This window comes from Acidithiobacillus sp. AMEEHan (genome assembly GCF_030996345.1).
In the GTDB taxonomy this organism is placed as follows: Bacteria; Pseudomonadota; Gammaproteobacteria; order Acidithiobacillales; family Acidithiobacillaceae; genus Igneacidithiobacillus.
The window spans coordinates 2,207,581-2,232,841 of the sequence record NZ_CP118747.1 but is presented as its reverse complement, the minus strand read 5'-3'; the positions used below and the strand labels follow the sequence as shown (position 1 = coordinate 2,232,841).

The window sequence follows — 25,261 nt, the reverse complement described above, 5'->3', positions numbered from 1 at the left end:
TATGAGTGCAGTGCAGGCAGACGCGGTACGTGGCCAAGCGGTTCGAGAGCGTCCGATTTATCTGGATTACCAGGCAACGACTCCGGTCGATCCATTGGTCGTGGAAGCGATGTTGCCCTACCTGACCCAGAATTTTGGCAATCCTGCCAGCCGCTCCCATAGTTATGGCTGGTCTGCGGAGGAGGCGGTAGAGAAGGCGCGCGCCCAGGTGGCAGCGGCCATTCATGCCGACCCCAAGGAAATCGTGTGGACCTCTGGGGCTACCGAGGCCAGCAACCTGGCCATCAAAGGTGCGGCGCACTTCTACTCTGGCAAGGGCAAGCACCTAATCACCTTGCGTACGGAACACAAGGCCACCCTCGATACCTGCCGCCAGTTGGAACGCGAGGGCTTCGAGGTCACGTACCTTGACGTGCAGGAAAACGGCTTGGTCGATCTCGATGCCTTCCGTGCCGCCCTGCGGCCTGATACGGTGCTGGCTTCGGTGCTCTTCGTCAACAACGAGATCGGTGTCATCCAGCCGATGGAAGAGCTCGGCAAGATCCTGCGCGAGCACAAAGTTCTCTTTCACGTCGATGCGGTGCAGGCCCTGGGTAAGGTGCCGGTTGACGTCGAGGCCATCCAGGCCGACCTGATGAGCCTCTCTGGCCACAAGATTTATGGTCCCAAGGGTATTGGTGCCCTCTATGTGCGCCGCAAGCCGCGGGTGCGTATCGAGGCGCAGATTCATGGTGGCGGTCATGAACGCGGCATGCGTTCAGGCACCTTACCGACGCACCAGATCGTTGGCATGGGCGCGGCAGCGGAACTTGCTGTGCAGAGCATGGAAAGTGACGGCCGGCGCATTCGCCAGCTTCGTGACCGTCTGCTTGAGGGCATCTTGAGTCGGGTTGACGAAGTGTACATCAATGGCGATATGGAACATCGCGTGCCGCACAATCTCAATTTGAGTTTCGCCTTTGTCGAGGGGGAATCGTTGATCATGGCACTCAAGGGCATTGCGGTGTCGAGCGGCTCTGCCTGTACCTCGGCCAGTCTGGAGCCCTCCTATGTACTGCGCGCCTTGGGCAAGTCCGACGAGCTAGCGCATAGTTCCATCCGCTTCGGTATCGGCCGCTACACCACCGAAGAAGAGATTGACGAAACTATTGATCTGGTGGCAGCGAAGGTCGGCAAATTGCGGGAGCTTTCGCCTTTGTGGGAGATGCACCTGGAAGGCATCGACCTGAATTCCGTGCAGTGGGCGGCACATTGATTCGGAGAAAACGGGAGACAAATCATGGCATACAGCGAAAAGGTAATTGATCATTACGAAAATCCCCGCAATGTGGGCGGTTTTACCAAGGAAGAAGCGGGAGTGGGTACCGGTATGGTCGGCGCGCCGGCTTGCGGCGACGTCATGCGCCTGCAGATCAAGGTGAACGAGCAAGGCATCATTGAAGACGCCAAGTTCAAGACCTACGGTTGTGGCTCTGCCATTGCCTCCAGTTCCCTGGTCACCGAGTGGGTGAAGGGCAAGACGCTGGAGGAAGCGATGACCATCAAAAATAGCCAGATCGCCGAGGAGCTCGAGCTGCCACCGGTGAAAATCCACTGTTCCGTGTTGGCCGAGGATGCCATCAAGGCGGCGATCGAGGACTATCGCAAGAAGTCCGGCGCTGCCTCCGGCGAAACCCACTAAGGCAGAGCGATGGCACTTACGATGACGTCTGCCGCGGCGCGGCAGGTGCGCAAGAGCATTGAAAAGCGCGGCAAAGGACAGGGAATTCGCATCGGCGTGAAGACCAGTGGCTGTTCCGGCTTGTCCTACGTGATGGAATTTGTCGATCAGCCGCAGCCGGACGATATCGTCTGCGCGCAGGACGACGTCAAGATCTTCGTCGATCCCAAGAGCATGCTATATCTGGACGGCACTGAGCTGGATTTCACCCGTGAGGGCCTGAACGAGGGGTTCCGCTTCAACAACCCCAACGTCAAGGACACCTGCGGTTGCGGTGAGAGTTTTACGGTCTGACATGATCCGTTGCGCTGTCTGCCGGGCAGAGATGGAGTCGGGCTCAGCCATTTGCCCGCAATGTGGGGCGTTGCAGCCTTTCGATCCGTCTCTCTCCCTCTTTGCCGTCTTGGGCTTGGAGGAAGGCTTCGCCATCGACTCGGCAGCGTTGCGCTCCGCTTCACTCGAGCGTTTGCGTGCCTTGCATCCGGATCGTTTTGCGCGGGCCGATGGACGTACGCAAAGGCAATCGCTGGAGTGGACCACACGCATCAACGAGGCGCAGGCGATACTGGGCGACCCGCTGCGACGGGGCGATTACCTCTTCTCCCGCCATTTTGGGCACTCCGCTTTGGGGGAGGAGATGGGCAGTCTGCGCGACCCCGAACTCCTGATGCGCCAGATGGAGCGACGCGAGGCCTTGGAAGATGCCGCTGCCATCCGGGATCAGGCAGCCTTGGATCGGCTGCGTACCGCAGCCCAGGCCGAAGAGAAGCAAATCGAAGCAGAGCTTGCCGCGGCCTTTACCACACCCGAGGCCGGACGCATTGCCCCACTCCTGCAGGAGTGGCAGTATCTGCGCAAATTTCTCGCAGAAATCGATCAATACGAAGAGCAGTGGGATTTCGCCTGAAGCCCACTCGCGTTGAGGAGCTTACATGGCGTTGTTGCAAATAGCCGAACCAGGGCAGTCCACCGCCCCGCACGACCATCGTTTGGCGGTGGGTATCGATCTCGGAACCACGCATTCTCTGGTCGCTACGGTACGCTCTGCCCAGCCCGAGGTATTGCGCGATCTGCAGGGGCGATATCTATTGCCTTCGGTGGTGCAATATCGTGCCGACGGCTCGGTTCGTGTTGGCGAGGATGCCAGAGCCGAGGCCGCAGCCGATCCACACAATACGATCGCCTCGATAAAGCGCTTGATGGGTCGCGGCTCTGAGGAATTGCAGACCTTGGCTGGGTCCTTGCCTTATCAAGTAGTTGCTGGCGAAGGCATGGTTCGCCTGCAGACTGTGCAGGGGGAGAAGACCCCCGTTGAAGTTTCCGCCGAAATTCTGCGGGTTTTGCGCCAGCGTGCGGAAGAGAGCCTGGGCGGCGCGCTGACCGGGGCGGTGATTACCGTTCCCGCCTATTTTGACGATGCCCAGCGTCAGGCTACCAAGGATGCGGCCCGTCTGGCGGGGATCAACGTCTTGCGCCTGCTGGCGGAGCCCACCGCAGCAGCAGTGGCCTATGGTCTCGACAAGGGCGCAGAGGGTCTCTTCGCCATCTATGACCTGGGCGGCGGTACCTTTGATCTCTCTTTGTTGCGTTTGCAAAGAGGGGTTTTTGAGGTATTGGCGACCGCTGGCGATGCTGCCTTGGGCGGTGACGACATGGATCGTCTCATTGCCGAACGGATTCTCGCGCACTTCGCTGAGCAAGGAGACAGCAGTCCTGCCTGGCAGCGACAGGTGTTGCTCGCTGCGCGTGCGATCAAGGAGCGCCTGAGCAGTTTGGAGGAATCCAGTGTCGATCTGGTTCTGCCGAGCGGTAAATCCACCCAGTGGCATTTGCGGCGGGAGTCTTTGGAAAGCTGGATCGAACCGGTCATTCGTCGTACGTTTGCACCCAGCCGTCGCGCTCTGCGCGATGCCAATATTCGCCCGGAAGAGATCGATGGGGTCGTGCTCGTGGGTGGTGCCACCCGCGTGCCCCTGTTGCGCCGCATGGTCGCTGAACTTTTCGGTCGGGAACCGCTCTGTGATATCGATCCCGACCAGGTCGTCGCCCTGGGCGCCGCCATCCAGGCCGACGCCCTGGTCGGTAACCAGCGCGATGATCTGCTCCTCATGGATGTGCTGCCCCTTTCCCTGGGGCTGGAGACCATGGGGGGCCTGGTGGAAAAGATCATCCCCCGCAATACCCCGATCCCGGTCGCCAAGGCGCAGGAATTCACCACTTTCAAGGACGGACAGACTGCCATGAGTATCCACGTCCTGCAGGGCGAACGGGACAAAGTGGAGGACAATCGCTCCCTTGCCCGTTTCAGTCTGCGCGGTATCCCGCCGATGGTCGCTGGTGCGGCGCGGATACGGGTCACTTTTCAGGTGGACGCGGATGGCTTGCTTGCGGTAAGCGCGGAAGAGGCCAGTACCGGCGTACGCGCGGAAGTGCAGGTCAAACCTTCCTATGGTCTGGACGATGAGGCGATTACCCGCATGTTGCGGGAGGCCATCGCCCACGGCAAAGAAGATGTGGAGCAACGACGCTTGGCCGAAGCCCGGGTCGAGGGTGAAAGAGTTCGCGAGGCGCTTGACGCGGCCCTGGCCCAAGACGGCGGTCTGTTGCAGCCCGAGGAGCGCGCCCACATCGATGCAGCACGTACCGAATTGCTGCATGCGTTGGGCGGCGACTCCGCCGCGAGCATCGAGCGCGCCGCCGAGGCGGTCGAGAAGGCCGCCGAGACACTCGTCGAGCGGCGCATGAATCAGGCCGTGCGCAAGGCGATGGCGGGCCATTCCATCGACGAGTGGAGCAAGAAATGACGAAGATCCAATTTTTACCCCATGCCGAGATCTGCCCGGAAGGTCGGGAGATCGAAGCCGAGCCCGGCGAAAGCATCATCGAGGCGGCTCTGCGCAATGATCTGCATATCGAGCATGCCTGCGAAATGTCCTGTGCCTGCACCACCTGCCATGTGATTGTGCGTGAGGGCTTTGACAGTCTGGAGCCGGCCGAGGAAAAGGAAGAGGATCTGCTCGATCGTGCCTGGGGGCTGGAGCCCTGTTCGCGTCTGAGTTGTCAAGCCAGAGTGGCAGACACCGATCTGGTTATCGAGATTCCCAAATACACCATCAACCTCGAAAAGGAGCGTCACTGATGCGCTGGACCGATACGCAAGAAATTGCCATCTCACTGGACGAGGAGCACCCGGATGTCGATGTGCAGCATCTGCGCTTTACCGATCTGCACCGCTGGGTCGTGGAACTGCCGGAGTTTGAAGACGATCCGGAGGCATCCAACGAGCGCATCCTGGAGGCCATCCAGATGGCCTGGCTGGCCGAGCGCGACTGAGGACGGCTCGTGTCACGGGTGGTGGTCGCCCTATCCGGCGGGGTCGATTCCGCCGTCGCCGCTGCTTTGTTGCAGGAGGCCGGCCACGATCTGATCGGCGTAACCATGCGCCTGTGGCCGAAAAGTCGCTGCTGTGATGAGAAAGACATCGAAGACGCGGCCGAACTTTGTACGCTGCTCGGTATCCCGTATCAGGTGCTCGACTATCGCGAGCGCTTTCGCAGGGAAATCGTGGATCCTTTCATTGCTGCCTATCAAGAAGGCCGTACGCCCAATCCCTGCACTCGCTGTAATCAGGTCCTGAAATTTTCCGCTCTCTGGCAGGAAGCGCAGGTGCTCGGCGCAGACTCTCTGGCAACCGGTCACTACGTGCGTCGAAGCGGCTCCGCGCCGGCACAACTCTGGCGCGGCGTCGATGAACGCAAGGATCAATCCTATTTTCTCTATGCGATTGAGCGGGAATTGCTACCGCGCCTCCTTTTTCCTCTCGGCGCCTTGCGCAAGGAGGAAGTGCGCGCTATCGCCAAGGCGCGTGGCCTGCCGGTGGCGGGCAAGCAGGAGTCCCAGGATGTCTGTTTCATTGCCGGAGACTATCGCAGTTTCCTGCGTGAACAGGGGGTGTCCGGACGCCCGGGGAATATCGTCAATCTTTACGGCGAAACCGTAGGCACCCACGACGGTGTCATCAACTTTACCGTTGGTCAACGGCGCGGAATCGGTGGCGGTAGTGCGATGCCTTTGTACGTCCTCGCGGTAGATGCCAAGCGGGATCAGGTACGTGTAGGGCCGGCAGAATACTTGTATCAAGATCAGTTGCGTATCCATGATTGCAATTGGCTTGGTGAGCTCTCCCCTGGCCGGGAAGAGCGCGTCACCGTCAAACTGCGGTACGCAGCGCCACCCGTCTCTGCGACCCTGCGCTTGGGGCAGGGCGGAGAAGCCAGCTTGCATCTCGACACGGCACAGCGCGCTATCACTCCCGGACAGGCGGCGGTCTGTTACCAGAAGGAGTGCCTGTTGGGTGGGGGCATCATTTCCGAGTTTGGCATTCCTGCCGGCTCTGCGGCAGAATGATCGCTTCCACGGGAGCGTAGGCATGGCTGAGGAAAGCAACGAGCAGCAAATCTTTCGGGTTCTCGTCGTCGAAGATGAAGAAGGCATCCAGCAGCTTCTCCGTCTGACTTTGCAGAAGCATGGCTTTGCCGTGTCCTGCGCCGCGAGCGTCGAGGCCGCAGAACCGCTGCTGCATGACGCGCCTCCCCATGTGATCATCCTCGACTGGATGCTTCCCGGGGAAAGTGGCATCGCCTGGTGTCGCAACCTCCGGCGGCGGGATAAGCTGCAAGGTGTCCCCATCATTTTGCTCACTGCCCGCGGCGAAGAGGGCGATCGTGTGCATGGCCTGGAGTCTGGCGCCGACGACTATCTTGCCAAACCTTTCTCGCCGCGGGAGCTGGTCGCGCGAGTGCAGGCCCTGTTGCGCCGCAGCTACGGTGGTCTGAGCCCCAATCGGGTACAGATCGGTGAGCTCAGTATCGACGTTAAGGCACACCGCGTTACCCTGAACGGCTATTTGGTACCCATGGGGCCCACGGAGTTTCGTTTGCTGCGGCTCTTTGTCACCAATCCCGACCGGGTGTATAGCCGTGATGCCCTGCTCGATATCATCTGGGGAAGACAGAGTTATATCGAGGAACGTACCGTGGACGTGCACATCCGTCGTCTGCGCCGCTGTCTTGAGAAGGTCCACTACGCCCACATTATCGAAACGGTACGCGGGGAAGGTTATCGTTGCAACCCTCAGCCACAAAGCCCGGAACTCGCTAGCGAGACGCCATGAACCATCTGCGCGCCTGGGTTCCAGCCCTGCTACCACTGGCGATACTCTTGGCGTGGAACCTCCTTGGCGCTCCTAGCAGCTCCCTGATCTCCTTTTTCTGGGCGGCCGTGATCTTTTACGCGCTCTGGGTGGGCTGGCACCGGCAGGAGGCATTGCGTTTTCGCGTCTGGTTTCGTGAGAAGACGACGCGGATTCCGCCGGTAAGCAGTGGCATCTGGGAAGAAACCTTTGCAGAGGGTTATCATTGGCGACGACATCAGGAAATCCGCCAACAGCAGCTCAATCGCCAGATCATGCAACTGCGCGACGCCTTGCAAACCTTGCCCGACGCGCTGCTCCTGATGGATGAAGACGGACGCCTGTTGTGGATGAATCCTGCAGCGGTCGAGCTGTTTCATCTGCATTGGCCGGACGATCTGGGCAAGCCACTATCTTTCTGGCTACGCCTGCCCCATATGCAGGAATTTCTCAAGGGGGCCGGCCCTGGGAATCTTGCCGTGCAGTTTCCGCATCGGCCAGATGCGATTTTCGAGGCGTTGCGCTATCCCCTGGGAGATGCGGGAACCTTAGTGCTGTTTCGCGACATCTCCCGCCTGCGTCAGCTGGAACAGGTGCGCCAGGATTTCGTCGCGAATGTATCTCATGAGTTGCGTAGCCCGTTGACGGTGATTCAGGGTTTCCTCGAAAACCTTCTCGATGGACCTCTGGGGCAGGACGAAGAAGCGGGTCCGCAGCTGCGTCTGATGGAGGAGCAGGGCAAGAGGATGCAATCTTTGGTGGAGGACTTACTCTCTCTGGCGCGAGTCGAAAGCGCCACCCCCGATCCTCAGCGCTGCGAAACGGTTTTTGTGGCGCAGATGGTGGAGCGTACACGTGAAAGTCTGATGACGTCGATTGTCGAAAAAAGCCTCTCCGTGCACCTGGAACTGGATTTTGGCCTGGCGGTTTTTGCCGAGCCCCTCGATATTCACAGCGTTGTGCAGAATCTTCTCGAGAATGCCGTCAAGTACAGTCCGCGCGGACGGGATATCTATGTGCGGTGGTCTATGGAGGAGGGGCGTCTAGCGCTTCGCGTACGCGACACTGGCGATGGCATTCCGCGCGAACACCTGCAGCGGGTCACGGAACGTTTTTACCGGGTCGACAAAGGTCGCTCCCGCCGGGTAGGAGGCACGGGCTTGGGGCTGTCGATCGTTCGTCACACAGCCGAACGCTACGCCGGCAGCCTGCAAGTGCGCAGCGAAGTGGGCAAAGGTTCTGAATTTGCCGTTTTTTTTCCGGTTGACCTGGCCCGGTATGGGAACTCCTGGCAAGAGGAAGCGACAGAAGATGTCATTAAAGTGTCATAAAGCTCAGGTATACTGCGTGCCAAGTATGGCTTCGGGAGTCTCCTTGTGACAGAAAATGCGAAAATTTCCGTACGCAATCTGGATTTTTACTACGGCGATAACAAGTCTTTGAAGGGAATCAACCTGGAGCTGCCCAGCAATCGGGTAACTGCCTTCATCGGCCCGTCAGGCTGTGGCAAGTCCACCCTGCTGCGGGTCTTCAACCGCATGTACTCGCTTTATCCGGGGCAACGGGCGACGGGTCAGGTCTTGCTCGATGGCGAGGACATTCTGGCGCCAAACTACAATATCAACCTGCTGCGCGCCCGCGTGGGTATGGTTTTTCAGAAGCCGACGCCTTTCCCGATGTCGATTTACGACAACATCTCCTTTGGCATCAAGCTCTACGAGAAGCTTCGCAAAGTAGAACTTGACGAGCGGGTAGAACAGGCCCTACGCCAGGCCGCCCTATGGGATGAAGTAAAAGACAATCTCAAGAAAAGCGGCTTGAGCCTCTCGGGTGGCCAGCAGCAACGCCTGTGTATCGCCCGCGCCGTGGCAGTCCGTCCGGAGGTCATCCTGCTCGACGAACCCACTTCGGCCCTGGATCCCATTGCGACGCTCAAGATCGAGGAGCTAGTGGCCGAACTGCGCGAGCATTTTACCCTGCTCATCGTCACTCACAATATGCAACAGGCGGCCCGTGTCTCTGACTTTACCGCTTTCATGTATCTCGGCGAGATGGTGGAGTTTGGGCCGACCCAGCAATTGTTTACCAATCCACAGAAGAAGCAGACGGAAGACTATATTACCGGTCGTTATGGTTAAGGAGTGTCATCATGATGAATGCCGATCCCCATGTTTCCCAACGCTTCGATGACGAGCTTCACGCAGTACATGAGCTTGTGCACCGCATGGCTGGCGTCGTGGAGGAGCAGGTGCGTAATGCTCTTACTGCACTGCTTCAACAGAACGAGACACTGGCCGACGAGGTCATCGGTCGAGACAGTGTCGTCAACGAGTATGAGCTGCGTATCGAAGAAGAGTGCATCAACATCCTGGTCCGGCGTCAGCCAGCGGCTGGTGACCTACGTCTGGTGATGACCCTGATCAAGTCCATTGCGGACCTTGAGCGCGTAGGCGACAAAGCGGTAAAAATCGCTAGCATGGCGCTGTCAATGCAACGCAGCAGCAACAACATCAATAGTCGGTTTCTGCGCGACATCAAAATCATGGGTGATCACGCCCTGGAGATGCTTCGTCGCGCCATGGACGCCTTGGCCAATGGGGATGCAGATGCCGCCTTGGAGATCGCCAAGGGTGACGAGGAGCTCAATCAGGAATATCGTGCCGCGTTGCGCCGCCTAATCACTTACATGATGGAAGATCCGCGCACCATTACCCCCGCCATTGATGCACTGTTCGTGGCAAAGGCCCTGGAACGGGTGGGTGACCACGCCCGCAATCTTTGTGAATACGTGATCTACCTTGTCAAAGGTGTCAACGTCCGTCATATTCCCTTGGAGGAAGTTCGCCAGCAGCTCCAGGATTGAATCTTATGTCCAGTGACGACAGTCTGCCGCAGCAAAATCTTCTCGCCGCCGTCGACCTGGGGTCCAATTCCTTTCATATGGTCATCGCCGAAGAGGTGGGTGGAGACCTTCGCCTACTTGATCGGCTGCGAGAGGGCGTGCGTCTGGCCGAGGGTTTGCGTCCAGACGGCGGACTGCGGCCCGAGGTCGCGGATCGTGCCATCGACTGTCTGCAACGCTTTGGCCAGCGGCTACGTTCCGTGCCCCGGGACCGCATTCGCGTCATTGGGACCAATACTCTACGGATGTTGCGCGACGCCAAGGACTTTCTTGCCAGAATCGAAACGGCCCTGGGCGTCCCTGCGGAGATCGTTGCCGGGCGGGAAGAGGCGCGCCTCATTTATCTAGGGGTGGCGCACAGCCTGGCGCTAGCCCCGGAGGAGCGGCGTCTGGTTGTCGATATTGGCGGCGGCAGCACGGAAATTGTTGCGGGGCGAGGCTTCAGCCCCGGTATCCGAGAAAGCCTGCATTTTGGTTGCGTGCGTTCGACGCAGGAATATTTCCCGGACGAGAAAATCAGCCGCGATGCCTACGCCGCTCTGCAGCGGCGCGTACGTCTGGCCCTTGAGCCGGTGCTCGGAGAGTATCGCCGCTTTGGCTGGGATCAGGCGGTTGGTTCTTCCGGTACGATCAAGGCAATCGCCCGCATTCTGCAGGAGAACGGCCGTGGTCCACGAATCTCGGCAGTGGGCTTGCGTTGGCTGCAAGAGGAGCTGCTCTCCCTGGGAAGTTTTCGCGCCCTTTCCCGACTGGCAGGCTTGAAGGGCGATCGGGTGCCAGTTTTTCCGGGCGGCCTCGCCATTCTGTCGGCAATTTTCGACTCTTTTCAGTTGCAGGAAATGCGCTTTTCCGAGGGTGCTCTACGAGAAGGCGCGATCTACGATCTGCTCGGCCGGATCCATCACGAGGATAGCCGGGAGCTCAGCGTGCACGGGCTGCAGGAGCGCTTTCATAGTCAGCGCGAACGGAATGCCGAGGTACTGGAATGGGCCGAGCGTATCCTTGCCGCCACGAGCAGGGACTGGGAACTCAGCCACCTTCACCAGGGATGGTTGCGCTGGGCGATCTTGACCCACGACATTGGCCTGGATATCGCCCATTCGGGCTTTCACAAACATGGGGAATATATCTGGCGCAACGGTGACATCGCTGGATTTTCCCAGCGCGAGCAAAACCTGATTGCCACTCTGGTCCGCCTGCAGCGCAAAAAGCTACCCAGTGGCGTCCAACTGCAGAGTTTTGGTATCGCGACAGAAGATCTTCCAGCGCTGCAAAGGCTCGCGATCATTCTGCGCCTTGCCATTCTGCTCCAGCGCGGTGCGAGTGAACTCGCAAAGCAGCCGGAAGTGATGGTCATGGGAAAGACCCTGCAGCTGCAATTTGCGGAAGACTGGCAACGGCAGGCGCCGCTGTTGCGCGCCGAGCTCGAAAACGAACGAGATCTTTTGGCTCCTGAATTCCAACTTCTTTTTTGATTTTCTCTATCCTACTTGGAACTCCTCAACTGGCTTTTTGCCCATCTTGGCTATGCTCCCGTAACCCTGGCGGATGTGAGCGAATTTCTGCGTCGCTATGGCTACGGAATTCTGTTTTTGGGAACCTTATTCGAAGGCGAAGCCGTGGTAGTGATCGCCGGCGCTCTGGCCCACGCCGGTATTCTGTCCTGGCCGGGAGTGGTGCTTGCCGCCTGGGCTGGCAGCACCCTGAACGATCAGATTCTGTACCTGCTGGGCTATCGCTACGGAGAGCGTCTCATTTCCTGGCTGCCGAGACTTTTGCGTCGCCATATCGTCCGCGCCGAGGGCCTGATTCGTCGCTTTGGTGACGGGATCACTCTGTTGTTTCGTTTCATCTACGGTACTCGAACCATCACTCCCATTCTTCTCGGCGTACATCGGTACCATCCGCGCCGTTACCTGTGGATGAATCCAATCGCGGCGGCGCTTTGGGCAATTCTCATCAGCGCCGCCGGCTATCTCCTGGCCGCCTCGTTGCCACTCATCCTGCGTGAGTTACGCTATGTTCAGATCGGGTTTCTGGTTCTGCTCGCGATCATTGTTGTCTACTTTGTCTGGCGCCAGAAAAGAGGACGCTCGGACAAATGAAGCTGCGGGCAGCAGGGCGAGTACCAATGTGGAGGAGCCAGAGAAGATTGCCGCACGGCGGCTTTTTTGTTATAACGCGCCGCAGGTCCGTAGAGGGCCAATCCACACACCGATCCGCACCTGCTGCCGGGTGTCCTGCGGGATGGCAGACAGGGGGTTGGTGGCGGTTATCAACCCAAATTTCAGGAGTCTTTCATGACCAGTCCTACCGTAAGCATGCGTGCCCTGCTCGAAGCAGGAGTTCATTTTGGGCATCAGTCCCGTTATTGGCACCCTAAAATGGCGCCCTACATCTTTGGTGAGCGCAACCGCATCCACATCATCAATCTCGAGCATACCCTGCCGATGCTGCGCACCGCTCTGAGCTTTCTCGAGCAGTTGTCGCGCAAGCATGGACGGGTTCTCTTCGTGGGTACCAAGCGCCAGGCTCGTGACGTGATCGCCGAAGAGGCGAAGCGTTGTGGCGCCTTTTACGTCAACCAGCGCTGGCTGGGGGGTACCTTGACCAACTTCAAGACCATTCGCCAGTCCTTGCGGCGAATGGAAGAGCTTGAGCAGATGCGCAGTGATGGCACCATCGAAAAGCTCACCAAAAAAGAGGCCCTCGACCTGCAGCGTGAACTGGAAAAGCTGGAGCGCAGCCTAGGTGGTATCAAGGAGATGACGGGAGTGCCGGACGCAATCTTTGTCATCGATGTCGGCCACGAGAACATTGCCGTTGCCGAAGCCAAGAAGCTGGGAGTTCCGGTGATCGGCGTAGTGGACAGCAACTGTAATCCCGACCTGATCGACTATCCCATCCCCGGCAACGATGATGCCGGTCGTGCCATCCGTCTGTATGCCAGTCTGGCCGCAGATGCCATCCTGGCCGGACGCCAGGGGATCGAGAGCGATTTGCTCGACGAATTTGTCGAAGTCGATGAAGACATCATCGAAATTGATGCCGACTGATCTTTTTCTTTGCAGAATTGAGGGGTAGGAGATGGCCATTACGGCACAGCAAGTCAAGGAACTGCGGGAGCGCACCGGTGCGGGCATGATGGAATGTAAGACCGTACTGAGCGAAGCCGATGGAAATATGGATGCCGCCATCGATCTGCTGCGCAAGCGCGGTTTGGCCAAGGCCGACAAGAAGGCAGGTCGGGTTGCGGCGGAGGGCGTGGTTACCGTGGCGAGTAGCGCCGATCAACGCAAGGCGGTTATTGTCGAACTGAACTGTGAGACGGATTTCGTCGCCAAAAATGATGACTTTATCGCCTTCGCCCAGCGCTGCGCCGACGTCGCAATGACCCAAGCGGCGACCTTGGAAGATCTGGCTGCCGGCGAGATCGAGGAAAGCCGCAAGAGTCTGGTGAGTAAGCTCGGTGAAAACATCGCATTGCGTCGCTTGCAGCATTTGCAGGTTGACGCCGGCCGCGTGGCGCACTACCTGCACGGTAGCCGGATCGGCGTGCTGATCGCCATCGAAGGAGATGCCTCGGCGGAGCTCGGACGTGATCTCGCCATGCATGTGGCAGCGTCACGTCCCGAGGTGGTCAAGCCAGAGGACGTATCGGCCGAGCGGGTTGCGAAGGAAAAGGAAATTCTCATTGCCCAGGCGGCGGACTCAGGTAAGCCGCGGGAGATCATCGAGAAGATGATTGCCGGGCGGATGAGCAAATTCCTCAACGAGATTGCTTTGACGGGTCAACCCTTTGTCAAGAATCCCGATCAGACGGTTGGCGATCTGCTCAAGGAGGCCGGCAATGCCAAGGTGCTCGAATTCGTCCGCTTCGAGGTCGGCGAAGGCATTGAGAAGGCGCCCACGGCTGACTTTGCCAGCGAGGTCATGGCCCAGGTCCGGGGTAGCTGATGGAGGCCCCGCTGCGATACCAAAGGATCCTACTCAAGCTGAGTGGCGAGGCTCTAATGGGCGACGGCCAGTATGGCGTCGATCGTGCGGTAGTGCAGCGGATGGCTGCCGAAATCAAAGAGGTGGCTGACGCCGGCGTGCAAGTGGCAGTGGTCATTGGCGGTGGTAATATCTTCCGCGGCATGGCAAAGGCCGCCGAAGGCATGGATCGGGCTACGGCGGATTACATGGGTATGCTTGCCACGGTCATGAATGGCCTGGCCGTGCAGGACGCTCTCGAGCATCTGGGTCTGCCAACGCGGGTGCAATCGGCCCTGCATATCGAACAGGTAGCGGAGCCCTATATCCGCCGACGCGCCATCCGCCATCTAGAAAAAGGTAGGGTGGTCATTTTTGCTGCTGGCACCGGCAATCCCTTCTTCACTACCGACACCGCTGCCAGTCTGCGTGCGGTGGAAATCAATGCGGAGCTGGTACTCAAGGGCACCAAGGTGGATGGCATCTACACCGATGATCCGGTCAGTAACCCCGATGCCATGCGTTATCGCGAACTGAGCTTTGATCAGGTTCTGGAGCAGGGCTTACAGGTGATGGACGCAACGGCAATTACCTTGTGTCGCGATAATGATATGCCCATAGTGGTCTTTTCCATGAACAAGGCCGGTGCCTTGTTGCGCGTTTTGCAGGGCGAGGAAGAGGGCACCACGGTACGGAGTGCGGTATCATGAGTATTGCAGAAACGAAAAAGGACGCGGAAACGCGGATGAAAAAGAGCGTCGAGTCGCTCAAGACGGAGCTCTCGCGGCTGCGCACTGGGCGCGCCAACGCAGCGCTTCTCGATGCTGTTGAGGTGGATTACTACGGCAGTCCGACGCCCTTGTCGCAGGTGTCTTCGGTAAGCGTTGCAGACGCTCGTTCCCTAGTGGTGACGCCCTGGGAAAAGAATTTGATTCCCAAGATCGATAAGGCGATTCGTGATGCCGGCCTGGGACTCAACCCGGTGGCGGGTTCGGACAATGTGCGGGTGCCGCTGCCGCCGCTTTCCGAGGAGCGGCGCAAGGAAATGGCCAAGATCGTGCGGGCAGAGGGCGAGGGCGCGCGCGTCGCCATTCGCAACATCCGCCGGGATGCCATTGCCCAGATCAAGAATCTTCTCAAAGACAAACTGATTTCTGAAGATGAAGAGCGGCGGGCAGAGGAAGAGTTCCAGAAGCTGACCGACCGCTTCATCGATGAGGTCGAGGGCGTGATCGAGGCAAAAGAATCAGACCTGATGGAGGTCTGAGTCTTGCTCCCGAGCCACGCCGAGGAACTGTCCAGGCAACGGCCACAGCATATTGCCATCATCATGGATGGCAATGGTCGCTGGGCCTACCGTCGACACCTTCCGCGCGTTGCCGGACACCGTCGTGGCGCCGAAGTCGTGCGCGAGATGGTACAACGCTGTGTTGATGCGCAGATCGCGCACCTTACTCTTTTTGCCTTCAGCACGGAAAACTGGCGGCGTCCGCCACTCGAAGTGCGTCTGCTAATGAACCTGTTTCGCTTGATGTTGCGGCGGGAGGTGAAGAAACTGCATGAGAATGACGTGCGTCTGCGCATCATCGGTGACCAGAGTTATCTGGCTGCGGATCTACAGGCCCTGATTCGGGACGCGGAGAATCTTACCGCAGAAAATCGCCGTTTGACCCTGAATCTTGCAGTAAATTACGGTGGCCGCTGGGACATCACCCGGGCAAGTAAACGCGCAGCAGCCAAATGTCTACGGGCTGGGCGGAGCGTCGACTCCCTCAGTGAAGAAGACATCGCCGCCGAACTTTGCCTGGCAGACAGTCCCGAGCCAGATTTGCTCATTCGCACCGGAGGCGAAGAACGTATCAGCAATTTCCTCGTCTGGCAGCTGGCTTACACCGAATTCTATTTTACCGAGACGCTGTGGCCGGACTTTGACAGCAATGCCCTGGATCTTGCGCTCAAATCTTTTGCCCAACGTCAACGGCGTTTTGGCCGCACCGGCGATCAAGTTCAGGAAGATGCTTGCGCCAGCGACTGATCACCGCATTTGCCCTGCTCGCATTCTTTGTTCCGTTGCTACTGTACGGAAACCGTTGGTTGTTCCTCCTCGTTCTGACCCTCTTTCTCGGACTTGCCGCCCGGGAGTGGGCGTACCTTACCGACCTACGCAGACCCGCGCTTTCGGCCTTGCTCGTTGCCATTGTCTTGCTCGCGGCCGGGTCATTCTGGCCGATGACCGGTCTCTGGCCTGCCCTCGTGGCGGTGCCGGGAGTTGCCTTCTGGCTCTTGGCGCTAGCCTTGCTGGCAAGGGTGATGCGGCGTGGGGTCTTCGCGTCCCGCTGGTTGCGATGGGCTGCCCTGCCAGTGCTTCTGCCGGCGTTCTGGCTGGCTGTGTATTTGCAGGCTCGGCATCCCATTCTGTTGCTCTGGGGCCTTGCCATCGTCATCATGACCGATGTGCTGGCGATGCTTGCCGGAAAGCGCTTGGGTAAAACGCGTCTCGTCCCTCGGCTCAGCCCGGGCAAGACCTGGGCCGGACTCTGGGGCGGCTTGCTCGGCGGAGCGCTTGTGGGCACACTGGGAGCGGGATGGCTATGGTCGTGGCAGCCACTGGCATTATTGTCAGGGACCGGGGTGGGGCTCGTGGTGGCCGCATTTGCTGTCTTGGGAGACCTTTTTGAAAGCCTGCTCAAGCGCGCTGCCGGAAAAAAGGATAGCGGTCAGCTCTTGCCTGGCCATGGAGGCATCCTCGATCGCATCGATGCGATGACGGCCGGGCTGCCAGTATTTGTCAGCCTACTGATTTACTGGGGGAAAGTATGACTCGCGGAATTTGTATCCTCGGCGCAACCGGTTCCATTGGCAAGAGCACCCTCGACGTGGTGGCCCGGCACCCAGAGCGTTTTCGCGTATTGGTGCTCACCGCCAACCGGCGGGTCGAGGAAATGGCAGCGCTCTGTCGTCAATATCGCCCAAAACTGGCTGTTATGCGCGATGCCGCTGCCGCTCGTCAGCTACGGGACATTCTGGCTGACCAACCTGGTATCGAAGTAACCGGCGGGGACGAGGCCCTGCTGGCGGCCGTTACCTATCCCGGCGTCGACGAGGTCATGGCGGCAATCGTGGGTGCCGCCGGTTTGCTACCCACCCTTGCGGCGGTACGCGCCAACAAGAAGATCTACCTCGCCAACAAAGAATGCTTGGTCATGGCGGGGGAACTGTTCATGGCGGAAGTCCGCCGTCATCAGGTTACGCTACTTCCCATCGACAGTGAGCACAACGCCATTTTCCAGTGCTTTGGGACGAACGTGGGGTTCGTCGCATCCTTCTCACCGCCTCCGGTGGCCCGTTTCGACAAACACCCTTGGCCGATCTGCAACGCGTCACGCCAGATCAGGCCTGCGCCCACCCCAACTGGGTGATGGGGCGCAAAATATCGGTAGACTCGGCGACCATGATGAACAAGGGTCTGGAGGTCATCGAGGCACGCTGGCTCTTTGATCTGCAGGTGGACCGGATCAGCGTACTTATTCATCCGCAAAGCATTATTCATTCCATGGTCGAATACCTGGATGGCTCGGTTCTGGCGCAATTGGGAAACCCGGATATGCGCACGCCGATTGCCCATGCCTTGGCCTATCCAGAGCGTATCGCGAGTGGTGTCTCCTCGCTGGATCTGGCGCGCGGACCAGCACTGCAGTTCGAGGAACCTGATCTGCAGCGCTTCCCCTGCTTGGCTCTCGCTTTTCAGGCCATTGCCGGGGGATCAGCCGCGACAGCGGTGCTCAATGCCGCAAATGAGATCGCCGTGCAGGCCTTTCTCGATGGCGAGCTTTCCTTCCCCGGGATTGCGCGGGTCGTCGCAGCGACCTTGGAAGCCTATCAACCGGCCACGCCCACGGATCTCGAAGCCGTAATGGCCATCGATGCGGAGGCACGGGTGCAGGCACGGCAAGCCATTCCTCTGGCGGGTGCGGCCTGAGGCGGAATCGCTCTTGGGTATTCTGACCACCCTGCTGGCCTTCATTATTGCCATCAGTATCCTGGTGACCTTTCACGAGGCCGGGCACTTCTTCGTTGCCCGCTCCCTCGGTGTGCGCATCTTGCGCTTTAGCGTTGGCTTTGGACCGGCGATCTGGCAGCGTAGCTTCGGCAAGGACGCTACGGAATTTCGTCTGGCTGCCATTCCTTTCGGCGGTTATGTGAAGATGCTCGAAGAAAACCCCGAGGAAACTCTGCCGCCGCAAGATCGGGGACGAGCCTTCAATACCCTCACTCCAGGAAAGCGAATGCTGATTGCCGTGGCGGGGCCAGGAGCCAATTTTTTGCTTGCCATTTTGCTGTATGCAGTGGTTGGTATGATGGGCATTCCGGGTATTGCGCCGATTATCGGCAGTGTCGATCCGCATGGTTTTGTCGCGCGATATAGCAGCCTGCAGATCGGTGATCGTATTGTCCAGGTCAACGGGGCGCAAGTCCATGATTGGCAAGATTTTCGTCAGCATCTGCTGAGCGCAGCGGTCGACCAGCAGCCAGCGCGAATCAATGTGCGGGATTCATCTGGGCGTGATCAGCAGATCGATCTGCCTCTACAAAAACTTCCGGCGGAGAGTGTGGGTTCCGGATTTCTCACCGAGGTTCTGGGGATAGGACCCTATTTGCCGCCAGTGGTAGGGTCGGTCATGCCCCACAGCCCGGCCGCTCGTCTCGGCCTGCGCGCGGGCGACAAAATCACTGCAGTGGCTGGGCACAAGACGTTCAGCTGGCAGGAAGTGGCACAACGAATCGAGGCGGAACCCGCCAAAGCAGTACGGATTGAATGGCAGGACCCAGAGGGACGAATGCATGGCGGCGAGGTCTCCTTACAGACGGTGCTGGCCCAGGGAAAAATGGAAGGGTATCTAGGCATCACCCTGGCACCTTTGCCGCAATCACTCATCGTTCAGCACCGTCGTAATCCGCTTTCCGCCATGGTCTACGGCGCAAGGCAGACCTGGACGGTCACCAGCCTGTCGCTGGAAATGATCTGGCGAATGATTCAGGGCACGGTATCGACGAGCAACATCAGTGGACCGATCGGAATTGCCGAGGTTGCCGGGCAGACCTTTGCGGCTGGCTTCACCCCGTATCTGAGTTTCCTTGCCTTGCTGAGCGTCAGTCTCGGGGTCATCAACCTGTTTCCTCTGCCTATCTTTGACGGTGGGCATATCGTCTTTGCCGTTGTCGAACTCCTGCGAGGTCGCCCCGTGCCTCCGGAATGGATGCAAAAAGCGCAGATGATCGGTATAGTGCTGATCCTGATGCTTCTATTCCTCGCCCTGTACAACGACACAGTGAGAATGTTGAAACCGTGAAGAAAATGCGCCTTTCACCCCGAACCACCCGGGCTCTGACCCTGTCAGCAGCGGTATTCTGTGCCTCCGCCCTTGCCCCCGCTTGGGCCTTTACCCCGTTTACCGTGCACAATATCGAGATTCAAGGATTACAACATATTACGCCAGGGACGGTGTATAACTATCTGCCGATCCACATCGGCGAATCGGTTGATGACACGCTGGCGCAAAAGGCGGTGCAGGATCTCTACTCCACCGGCTTTTTTCGGGATGTGAGCATCGCGCGTTCCGGCGATGATCTGATCGTCGTGGTAAAGGAGCGTCCCATCATCGCCAGTATTGAGACCAAGGGGATCAAGGCCTTTTCCAAAGACGAGGTGCAGTCCACCTTGAAAGGAATCGGGCTGGAAGTACGCCATATCTTCAATCAGGCAACGCTGGATCAGGTGGTACAAGGACTGCAGCAACAGTATGAGGGGATGGGGTACTATGACGCGAAAATCACGCCGCACGTAGAAACCCTGCCACGCAACCGCGTGGCGATCCAGATTGATGTCGAGCAGGGGCAGCAGGCGACGATCAAGCAGGTCAATATCATTGGTAACCATGCCTTCAGCGAAAATCGTCTGCGCGGCCTCTTCTCCATCGGCGCGCCAGATGCGTTTTCCTTTTTCAGCAAGAACGATCGATACTCCCAAGAAAAGTTTTCCAAGAGCTTGGAAAAACTGAACAATTTCTATCTCGATCATGGCTATCTCAATTTTGCCATCGAGTCAACGCAGGTGCAGATCACCCCAAATCGTCGCTTCGTCTATCTTACGGTCAATGTTCACGAAGGCGATGTTTACCATATCAGCAAGGTGGAGTTGACGGGTGATCTCATCCTGCCGCGGAACAAGCTGGAAAAGCTCATAGAAATTCATCCTGGCGAGCGCTTTTCCAAGGCAAAGATTTTGGACACCAACAAAGCGATTGCGGATGAACTGGGCAATTATGGTTACGCCTTTGCCAATACCACACCGGTGCCCACGGTCGACCCCAAAACCCATGAGGTGGCGCTGAATTTCCAGGTAGATCCCGGGCATCGGGTCTATATCCGGCGCATCGACATCAGTAACAACAATCGCAGCATGGATTATGTGGTGCGGCGACAGTTCCGGCAGATGGAAGGCTCGCTTTACAATCGCAGCCTGATCGATCGCTCGAAATTACGCTTGGAGCAAACCGGTTTTTATCAGACCGTCACCACCAAGACGGTGCCGGTACCGGGGCATCCGGATCAGCTGGATCTGGATGTTGCCGTGGACGAACGGCCAACGGGTTCGTTCAGTGTGGGTGTGGGCTATTCCAACGCCCAGGGATTTCTCTTCAACGGTTCTATCACCCAGAAAAACTTCATGGGTACCGGTAATGCTCTGTCCTTTTCGGCTAACGTTGGCGGTCTCGGCAGTGCGTTCAATCTGTCGTATACCAATCCATATTTCACACCGGATGGCATCAGTTTAGGCTTTAACATCTTCCGTAACGATACCAACCTTTCCACCTTGGCAGTCGCTCCTTACCAAGAAGTGGATCTGGGCGGCGCCGTCACCCTGGGAATACCGGTGTTGGAGTACGTGTACGACTATATGTCTTTGGGCTTTACGCATACCAACATTACGCTGGATACCAGCAATCCGATCCCTTTGTATCAGAACTATATCGACAATTATGGAAATACGACGAATTCTGTTACCCTGGGCAATGAATTGGTGTACAATACCACCAATTCGCCGATTTTTCCCACCAAAGGTTTGTACACCAGCCTTGACCTGAAGGCGGCGGTACCGCCAGGGAATCTGCGCTGGTACAAGGCTGAAGTGAGGGCCAATTATTATCACCCGTTCACTTCCTGGCTGAGTGGCGGCTTAGGGATGCGCTACGGCTTCATCAACAGCTTTTCGGGCAAGCCCGTGCCCTTCTTCAACAACTTTTATCTCGGCGGTCCGCTGACGCTTCCAGGGTATCAGACCTATGCCGTGGGTCCGCAGATCGATGGCTATCCGGTGGGCGGTACTCGCGAGCTTCTCCTCGATGCCAACCTATATTTTCCGTTGCCGGGCCTGGAGGACAACAAGAATTTTCGCCTGAACGCCTTCGTCGCGAGTGGTTGGGTGTATGGCGTCAATTCGGTGGATGGTAGTACCACGAACTACGCCTATTCCAACAACTACTTCCCAAATTTTGGCGAGATGCGCACCACAGCGGGCATCGGCCTACTCTGGATCAGTCCGCTCGGTCCGTTGCGTCTGTCCGTAGCGATTCCTTTGGACAAGAAGCCGGGCGATCTCACCCAGCCTTTGCAGTTTACTGTGGGTAACGCCTTCTGATGTTCCGTCAGTGGGGGCTAAGCGTCTGTATCGTCTTGGGCTGCGGTATGCTTGCCGCGCCCTGGGCGCTGGCGGACGCGCCAAAAATCGGTTTCGTCGATCTCGACAAGGCATTGCGTGAGTTGCCGGAGGCGCAGGTCGGGGCCAAGGTTCTCAATTCTCTGATTGCCGAGAAGGAAAAGGCCATCGAGCAAAAACAACAACAGATTGTTGCTGCGCAGAAGAGTCTGGAGGAAGATTTTCCAAAGCTCAATAATGCGGAGCGGCAGAAACGCGAGGCGCAATTGCAGGGGATGGTCCTTGAGTTGCAGAAACTCCGCCAGTCAGCCCAGGACCAGGTAAATCTGCAACGCAATCAAATCCTCGAAAATATTCAGGCACGACTGGTTCGCGTAGTTTCGGAGATCGGGAAAAAAGGTCATTACACGCTCATTTTGAATGACAAATCTGTGCTCTACGTCAGCGGCGCAATCGATCTGACGCAACAAGTGGTCGCCGCCATGGAAAAACCAAAATCCGGAGGACAAAAATGAGTGCTCCGGCACCGGTAGTCTACACCCTGCAAGAGCTGGCCGCGGCCCTTGGCTTGCCTTATCGTGGAAATGCAGAGCTCAGGTTTCGCGCTATAGCGCCCTTATCATCCGCTCAGGGAGATGAACTAAGTTTTTTGCAAGACAGTAAATATTTGCCACTACTGGCACAGACTCGCGCCGGCGCATTGATTATTTCTCCAGAGCACGCAGAACAATACGATGGCGCAGCCATCTGGAGTGAAAACCCCTACGCAAGTTTTGCGCAGGCGATGCAACTTCTTTACCCCGAACGAGCGGTTTCGCCATGGCGCTCGCCGGACGCTCGGGTCGCCGCGGATGCCGATGTGGACCCAAGTGCCCGCATCGAGGATTTTGTACAGATCGGCTCTGGGGCAAAAATTGGCCCTGGGGTGTGGCTGGAAAGTGGCGTCGTGATTGGACCAGGGGTGGTGATTGGCTTCGCCTCTCACCTCTATCCGGGGTCAAGGTTCTGGCTGGGTCGGTTCTTGGAGAGAACTGCATTGTCCACAGCAATGCCGTCATTGGGGCCGATGGCTTCGGCTTCGCGCAGACCGATGCGGGCTACGAGAAGATCCCCCAGATTGGGCGGGTGATTCTGGGCGCACGCGTGGAGATTGGCGCCAACACCTGCATCGACCGAGGCGCTCTGGCTGACACGATCGTTGGCGACGGCGTGAAGATCGACAATCTGGTGCAGATCGGCCACAACGTCGTCGTCGGCGCGGACACGGTGATCGCCGGACAGACCGGGATTGCTGGCAGTACCCGCATTGGACGGCGCTGCCGCATCGGCGGCCAGGTCGGCTTTGCCGGTCACATCAATATCGCCGATGGGACCGTGATTGCCGGACAAAGCGCCGTCACGCATGACATCCGCCAAGCAGGCGTCTATTCTGGCGTGATACCCGCTCAGGAGGCGCGGACTTGGCGACGTACGATCGCGCGGCTCAACCGCCTGGATGACATTCTGCGGCGGTTGCGCGGTGAGGCCAAGACAGCGCACGATTCTTCCTCTACTTAGGAGTGTTCATGGAAGGCTTTGATATTCATCAGATCTTGCGTCGGCTGCCGCATCGCTACCCGTTTCTCCTCGTTGATCGAATTTTGGAGATCGAGATTGGCAAAAGCCTGCGCGCGCTGAAGAACGTGACCATGAACGAACCTCATTTTCAGGGCCATTTCCCCGATTTTCCGGTGATGCCTGGGGTTTTGATCATCGAGTCTCTGGCCCAGGCGGCGGCCATTCTGGCCTTCGTTTCCGAGGACAAATATGGCGAGAACGCCGCAGTCTACTTCGCTGGCATCGACAAGGCCCGCTTTCGCAAGCCGGTGACCCCCGGCGATCAACTGATTCTGTCTGCCGAGGTCACTCGACGCAAGTCGGGTTTGTGGCAGATGGAGACGGTGGCAATGTCAGATGGTACGGAAGTCGCGTCGGCATTGCTGATGGCGACCTTACGCGAGCGTGAGGCATGAAAGCGCAGATCGACGCACGGGCGGCGGTCGACCCTGCAGCAATAATCGGCGACGGCTGTATCATTGGACCGTTTGCGGTCATCGGTCCAAACGTGGAAATCGGCGAAGACTGCCGGGTGGACGCCCACGCGCTTATTCAAGGGCCCACCCAGATCGGAGCACGCAACCAGATCTTCCCTTTCGCTTCCATTGGTACGGCACCCCAGGATCTTGGTTATCGCGGAGAAGAAACCCGGCTGGAGATCGGTTCCGGCAATACGTTCCGAGAGTTCGTCACCATCAATCGCGGTACCGTGAAAGGCGGTGGTGTGACGCGGATCGGTTCCCAAAACCTGTTCATGGCGTACTGCCACGTGGCGCACGACTGCCAGATTGGCGATCGCGTGGTGATGGCCAATGCAGCGACCCTGGCGGGCCATGTCATCGTTGAGGACGACGCCATCCTGGGCGGTCTTTCCGCAGTACACCAGTTCGCGCGCGTTGGCGCGCACGCTATCCTCGGCGGTGGTACCATGGCGCCGCTGGACATCCCGCCGTACATGATGGCAGCAGGAAATCACGCGCAATTACACGGGATCAACGTACGCGGTCTCAGCCGGCGGGGCTTTACCAAAGAGCAGATCCACACCTTGAAACGCGCGTATCGCCTGCTTTTTCGCTCCGGTAAACTGCTGGAAGAAGCAATGGAGGAAGTGGCGCGCGAAGGCCTCGATGCCCCCGAGACGCAACGCTTGCTGGATTTTATTCGCAGCAGTAAGCGGGGGATTACGCGGCCGTGAGACAGTTACGAACAGCCGTCGTCGGGGTTGGGCACCTGGGACGCTTCCATGCACAGAAATATGCCCGGGTTTCGCAGTTGCAGGGTGTCTATGACACCGATGGCGAGCGGGCACGGAGCGTCGCTCAAGAGCTTGCTTGTCGCGCATTTTCTGATCTGGGAGAGTTGCTGGCTGCGGTCGATGCCATCTCCATTGTGACGCCAACGCTGCAGCACTACGCAGTGGCGCGTGAGGCAATCGCTCGCGGGATCCATTGCCTGGTGGAAAAGCCCTTTACCTTTACCCTTGCCGAGGCAGACGATCTGCTCCGCTACGCGGACGCGGAAGGGGTAATCCTGGCGGTGGGCCAGATTGAGCGCGCCCAGATGGTCATGCAATACCTGCGGGAACAGAAGTTCCCGGCACCGCGCTACATCGAGGCCGAGCGCTTGGCACCGTTCAAGCCGCGCTCCCTCGATGTCGATGTGATCATGGACTTGATGATCCATGATCTCGACCTGGTCCTGATGCTTACTGCCGCCCAGCCGCAGGAGGTGCGCGCGGTGGGTGTCGCGGCGGTGACCGAACAGGCCGACATGGCCAATGCCTGGGTGACCCTGGGTAATGGGAGCGTGGCCAACCTGGCTGCCTCGCGGGTGGTGCGGGAGGCGGTGCGGCGCATGCGCATTTTCTGGCCAGATCGCTATGCTTCAGTGGATTTTCTGCAAAATCGCCTGACTTTTTACCGCCGCGGTGCCGGACAGGTGCCGGGCATCCCGGGGGTGATCGAGGACGTGGTCGAGCTGCAGGCACGCGATGCCCTGGAAAGTGAAATCACCGCCTTTCTCGCCGCTGTTTCCGGCCAGGGAATGCCGCTCTGCACGGGCCATGAAGGACGGGCTGCACTGGCAGCGGCGCTGTCCGTCCGGCAGGCAGTTAGCGCGTTTTTATCAGCATCTACATTACCCCAGCAGCAGGGAGAATGA

The 25,261-nt window shown here is 58.4% G+C and carries 27 protein-coding genes and 2 pseudogenes; all 29 read left to right on the top strand.

What is annotated here, in order from left to right; all coding sequences use genetic code 11:
- Nucleotide 1: 1 nt before the first annotated feature.
- Nucleotides 2-1,255 (top strand): IscS subfamily cysteine desulfurase, encoded by a 1,254-nt coding sequence (locus tag ORD17_RS11380; protein WP_308390096.1) that lies wholly within the window; start codon nt 2-4, stop codon nt 1,253-1,255.
- A gap of 24 nt (nt 1,256-1,279) precedes the next feature.
- Nucleotides 1,280-1,681 (top strand): Fe-S cluster assembly scaffold IscU, encoded by a 402-nt coding sequence (gene iscU, locus ORD17_RS11375; RefSeq protein ID WP_308388617.1) that lies wholly within the window; start codon nt 1,280-1,282, stop codon nt 1,679-1,681.
- 9 nt (nt 1,682-1,690) lie between these two features.
- The gene (iscA, locus tag ORD17_RS11370; RefSeq protein WP_308388616.1) at nt 1,691-2,014 is read left to right on the top strand and encodes an iron-sulfur cluster assembly protein IscA; all 324 of its coding nucleotides are present in this window, start codon (nt 1,691-1,693) and stop codon (nt 2,012-2,014) included.
- 1 nt (nt 2,015) lies between these two features.
- Nucleotides 2,016-2,627 carry a Fe-S protein assembly co-chaperone HscB gene (gene hscB, locus ORD17_RS11365; protein WP_308388615.1) on the top strand — a complete coding sequence of 204 codons (612 nt, stop codon included), beginning with the start codon at nt 2,016-2,018 and terminating at the stop codon, nt 2,625-2,627.
- 25 nt (nt 2,628-2,652) lie between these two features.
- Nucleotides 2,653-4,524, top strand: coding sequence for a Fe-S protein assembly chaperone HscA (hscA, locus tag ORD17_RS11360; protein ID WP_308388614.1), 1,872 nt, complete (start codon nt 2,653-2,655; stop codon nt 4,522-4,524).
- Nucleotides 4,521-4,859, top strand: a complete 339-nt coding sequence (gene fdx, locus ORD17_RS11355) for an ISC system 2Fe-2S type ferredoxin (protein WP_308388613.1) — start codon at nt 4,521-4,523, stop codon at nt 4,857-4,859. The genes hscA and fdx overlap by 4 nt, the downstream gene beginning before the upstream one ends.
- The gene (iscX, locus tag ORD17_RS11350; RefSeq protein ID WP_308388612.1) at nt 4,859-5,053 is read left to right on the top strand and encodes a Fe-S cluster assembly protein IscX; all 195 of its coding nucleotides are present in this window, start codon (nt 4,859-4,861) and stop codon (nt 5,051-5,053) included. The genes fdx and iscX overlap by 1 nt, the downstream gene beginning before the upstream one ends.
- Before the next feature lie 9 nt (nt 5,054-5,062).
- Nucleotides 5,063-6,127 (top strand): tRNA 2-thiouridine(34) synthase MnmA, encoded by a 1,065-nt coding sequence (gene mnmA / locus ORD17_RS11345; protein ID WP_308388611.1) that lies wholly within the window; start codon nt 5,063-5,065, stop codon nt 6,125-6,127.
- Between the two features lie 22 nt (nt 6,128-6,149).
- Nucleotides 6,150-6,893, top strand: a complete 744-nt coding sequence (gene phoB / locus ORD17_RS11340) for a phosphate regulon transcriptional regulator PhoB (RefSeq protein WP_308388610.1) — start codon at nt 6,150-6,152, stop codon at nt 6,891-6,893.
- A complete protein-coding gene (phoR, locus tag ORD17_RS11335) occupies nt 6,890-8,242 on the top strand; it encodes a phosphate regulon sensor histidine kinase PhoR (protein ID WP_308388609.1) in 1,353 nt (450 codons plus the stop codon). The genes phoB and phoR overlap by 4 nt, the downstream gene beginning before the upstream one ends.
- A 45-nt stretch (nt 8,243-8,287) precedes the next feature.
- Nucleotides 8,288-9,049: a phosphate ABC transporter ATP-binding protein PstB gene (pstB, locus tag ORD17_RS11330; RefSeq protein ID WP_308388608.1), complete on the top strand. Its 762-nt coding sequence runs from the start codon at nt 8,288-8,290 to the stop codon at nt 9,047-9,049.
- Between the two features lie 11 nt (nt 9,050-9,060).
- Nucleotides 9,061-9,774 (top strand): phosphate signaling complex protein PhoU, encoded by a 714-nt coding sequence (gene phoU, locus ORD17_RS11325; protein ID WP_308388607.1) that lies wholly within the window; start codon nt 9,061-9,063, stop codon nt 9,772-9,774.
- A gap of 5 nt (nt 9,775-9,779) precedes the next feature.
- The gene (locus ORD17_RS11320) at nt 9,780-11,288 is read left to right on the top strand and encodes a Ppx/GppA phosphatase family protein (RefSeq protein ID WP_308388606.1); all 1,509 of its coding nucleotides are present in this window, start codon (nt 9,780-9,782) and stop codon (nt 11,286-11,288) included.
- 15 nt (nt 11,289-11,303) lie between these two features.
- Nucleotides 11,304-11,918, top strand: coding sequence for a DedA family protein (locus ORD17_RS11315; RefSeq protein WP_308388605.1), 615 nt, complete (start codon nt 11,304-11,306; stop codon nt 11,916-11,918).
- Nucleotides 11,919-12,113: 195 nt separating this feature from the next.
- Nucleotides 12,114-12,869: a 30S ribosomal protein S2 gene (gene rpsB / locus ORD17_RS11310; protein ID WP_308388604.1), complete on the top strand. Its 756-nt coding sequence runs from the start codon at nt 12,114-12,116 to the stop codon at nt 12,867-12,869.
- A 31-nt stretch (nt 12,870-12,900) separates the two neighbouring features.
- Nucleotides 12,901-13,770 carry a translation elongation factor Ts gene (gene tsf / locus ORD17_RS11305; RefSeq protein ID WP_308388603.1) on the top strand — a complete coding sequence of 290 codons (870 nt, stop codon included), beginning with the start codon at nt 12,901-12,903 and terminating at the stop codon, nt 13,768-13,770.
- A complete protein-coding gene (gene pyrH, locus ORD17_RS11300; RefSeq protein ID WP_308388602.1) occupies nt 13,770-14,498 on the top strand; it encodes a UMP kinase in 729 nt (242 codons plus the stop codon). The genes tsf and pyrH overlap by 1 nt, the downstream gene beginning before the upstream one ends.
- Entirely contained in the window at nt 14,495-15,055 is a 561-nt protein-coding gene (gene frr / locus ORD17_RS11295; protein WP_308388601.1) for a ribosome recycling factor, read from the top strand. Before pyrH ends, frr begins: the two co-directional genes overlap by 4 nt.
- A 3-nt stretch (nt 15,056-15,058) precedes the next feature.
- Nucleotides 15,059-15,823 (top strand): polyprenyl diphosphate synthase, encoded by a 765-nt coding sequence (uppS, locus tag ORD17_RS11290; protein ID WP_308388600.1) that lies wholly within the window; start codon nt 15,059-15,061, stop codon nt 15,821-15,823.
- Nucleotides 15,808-16,608 (top strand): phosphatidate cytidylyltransferase, encoded by an 801-nt coding sequence (locus tag ORD17_RS11285; RefSeq protein WP_308388599.1) that lies wholly within the window; start codon nt 15,808-15,810, stop codon nt 16,606-16,608. The genes uppS and ORD17_RS11285 overlap by 16 nt, the downstream gene beginning before the upstream one ends.
- A pseudogene (gene ispC, locus ORD17_RS11280) lies at nt 16,605-17,767 on the top strand (1-deoxy-D-xylulose-5-phosphate reductoisomerase). Before ORD17_RS11285 ends, ispC begins: the two are co-directional and overlap by 4 nt.
- Before the next feature lie 13 nt (nt 17,768-17,780).
- Nucleotides 17,781-19,139 carry an RIP metalloprotease RseP gene (gene rseP / locus ORD17_RS11275; protein ID WP_308388598.1) on the top strand — a complete coding sequence of 453 codons (1,359 nt, stop codon included), beginning with the start codon at nt 17,781-17,783 and terminating at the stop codon, nt 19,137-19,139.
- A 5-nt stretch (nt 19,140-19,144) separates the two neighbouring features.
- Entirely contained in the window at nt 19,145-21,487 is a 2,343-nt protein-coding gene (gene bamA / locus ORD17_RS11270; protein ID WP_308390095.1) for an outer membrane protein assembly factor BamA, read from the top strand.
- Nucleotides 21,487-22,020: an OmpH family outer membrane protein gene (locus tag ORD17_RS11265; protein ID WP_308388597.1), complete on the top strand. Its 534-nt coding sequence runs from the start codon at nt 21,487-21,489 to the stop codon at nt 22,018-22,020. The genes bamA and ORD17_RS11265 overlap by 1 nt, the downstream gene beginning before the upstream one ends.
- Nucleotides 22,017-22,430, top strand: a pseudogene (locus ORD17_RS13510) (LpxD N-terminal domain-containing protein); the annotation flags it as partial. The gene ORD17_RS11265 and the pseudogene ORD17_RS13510, both read left to right, overlap by 4 nt.
- A gap of 2 nt (nt 22,431-22,432) precedes the next feature.
- Nucleotides 22,433-23,062 (top strand): UDP-3-O-(3-hydroxymyristoyl)glucosamine N-acyltransferase, encoded by a 630-nt coding sequence (locus ORD17_RS11255; protein WP_308388596.1) that lies wholly within the window; start codon nt 22,433-22,435, stop codon nt 23,060-23,062.
- A gap of 8 nt (nt 23,063-23,070) precedes the next feature.
- Nucleotides 23,071-23,517, top strand: a complete 447-nt coding sequence (fabZ, locus tag ORD17_RS11250; protein WP_308388595.1) for a 3-hydroxyacyl-ACP dehydratase FabZ — start codon at nt 23,071-23,073, stop codon at nt 23,515-23,517.
- A complete protein-coding gene (lpxA, locus tag ORD17_RS11245) occupies nt 23,514-24,296 on the top strand; it encodes an acyl-ACP--UDP-N-acetylglucosamine O-acyltransferase (protein ID WP_308388594.1) in 783 nt (260 codons plus the stop codon). Before fabZ ends, lpxA begins: the two co-directional genes overlap by 4 nt.
- Nucleotides 24,293-25,261: a Gfo/Idh/MocA family oxidoreductase gene (locus ORD17_RS11240; protein WP_308388593.1), complete on the top strand. Its 969-nt coding sequence runs from the start codon at nt 24,293-24,295 to the stop codon at nt 25,259-25,261. Before lpxA ends, ORD17_RS11240 begins: the two co-directional genes overlap by 4 nt.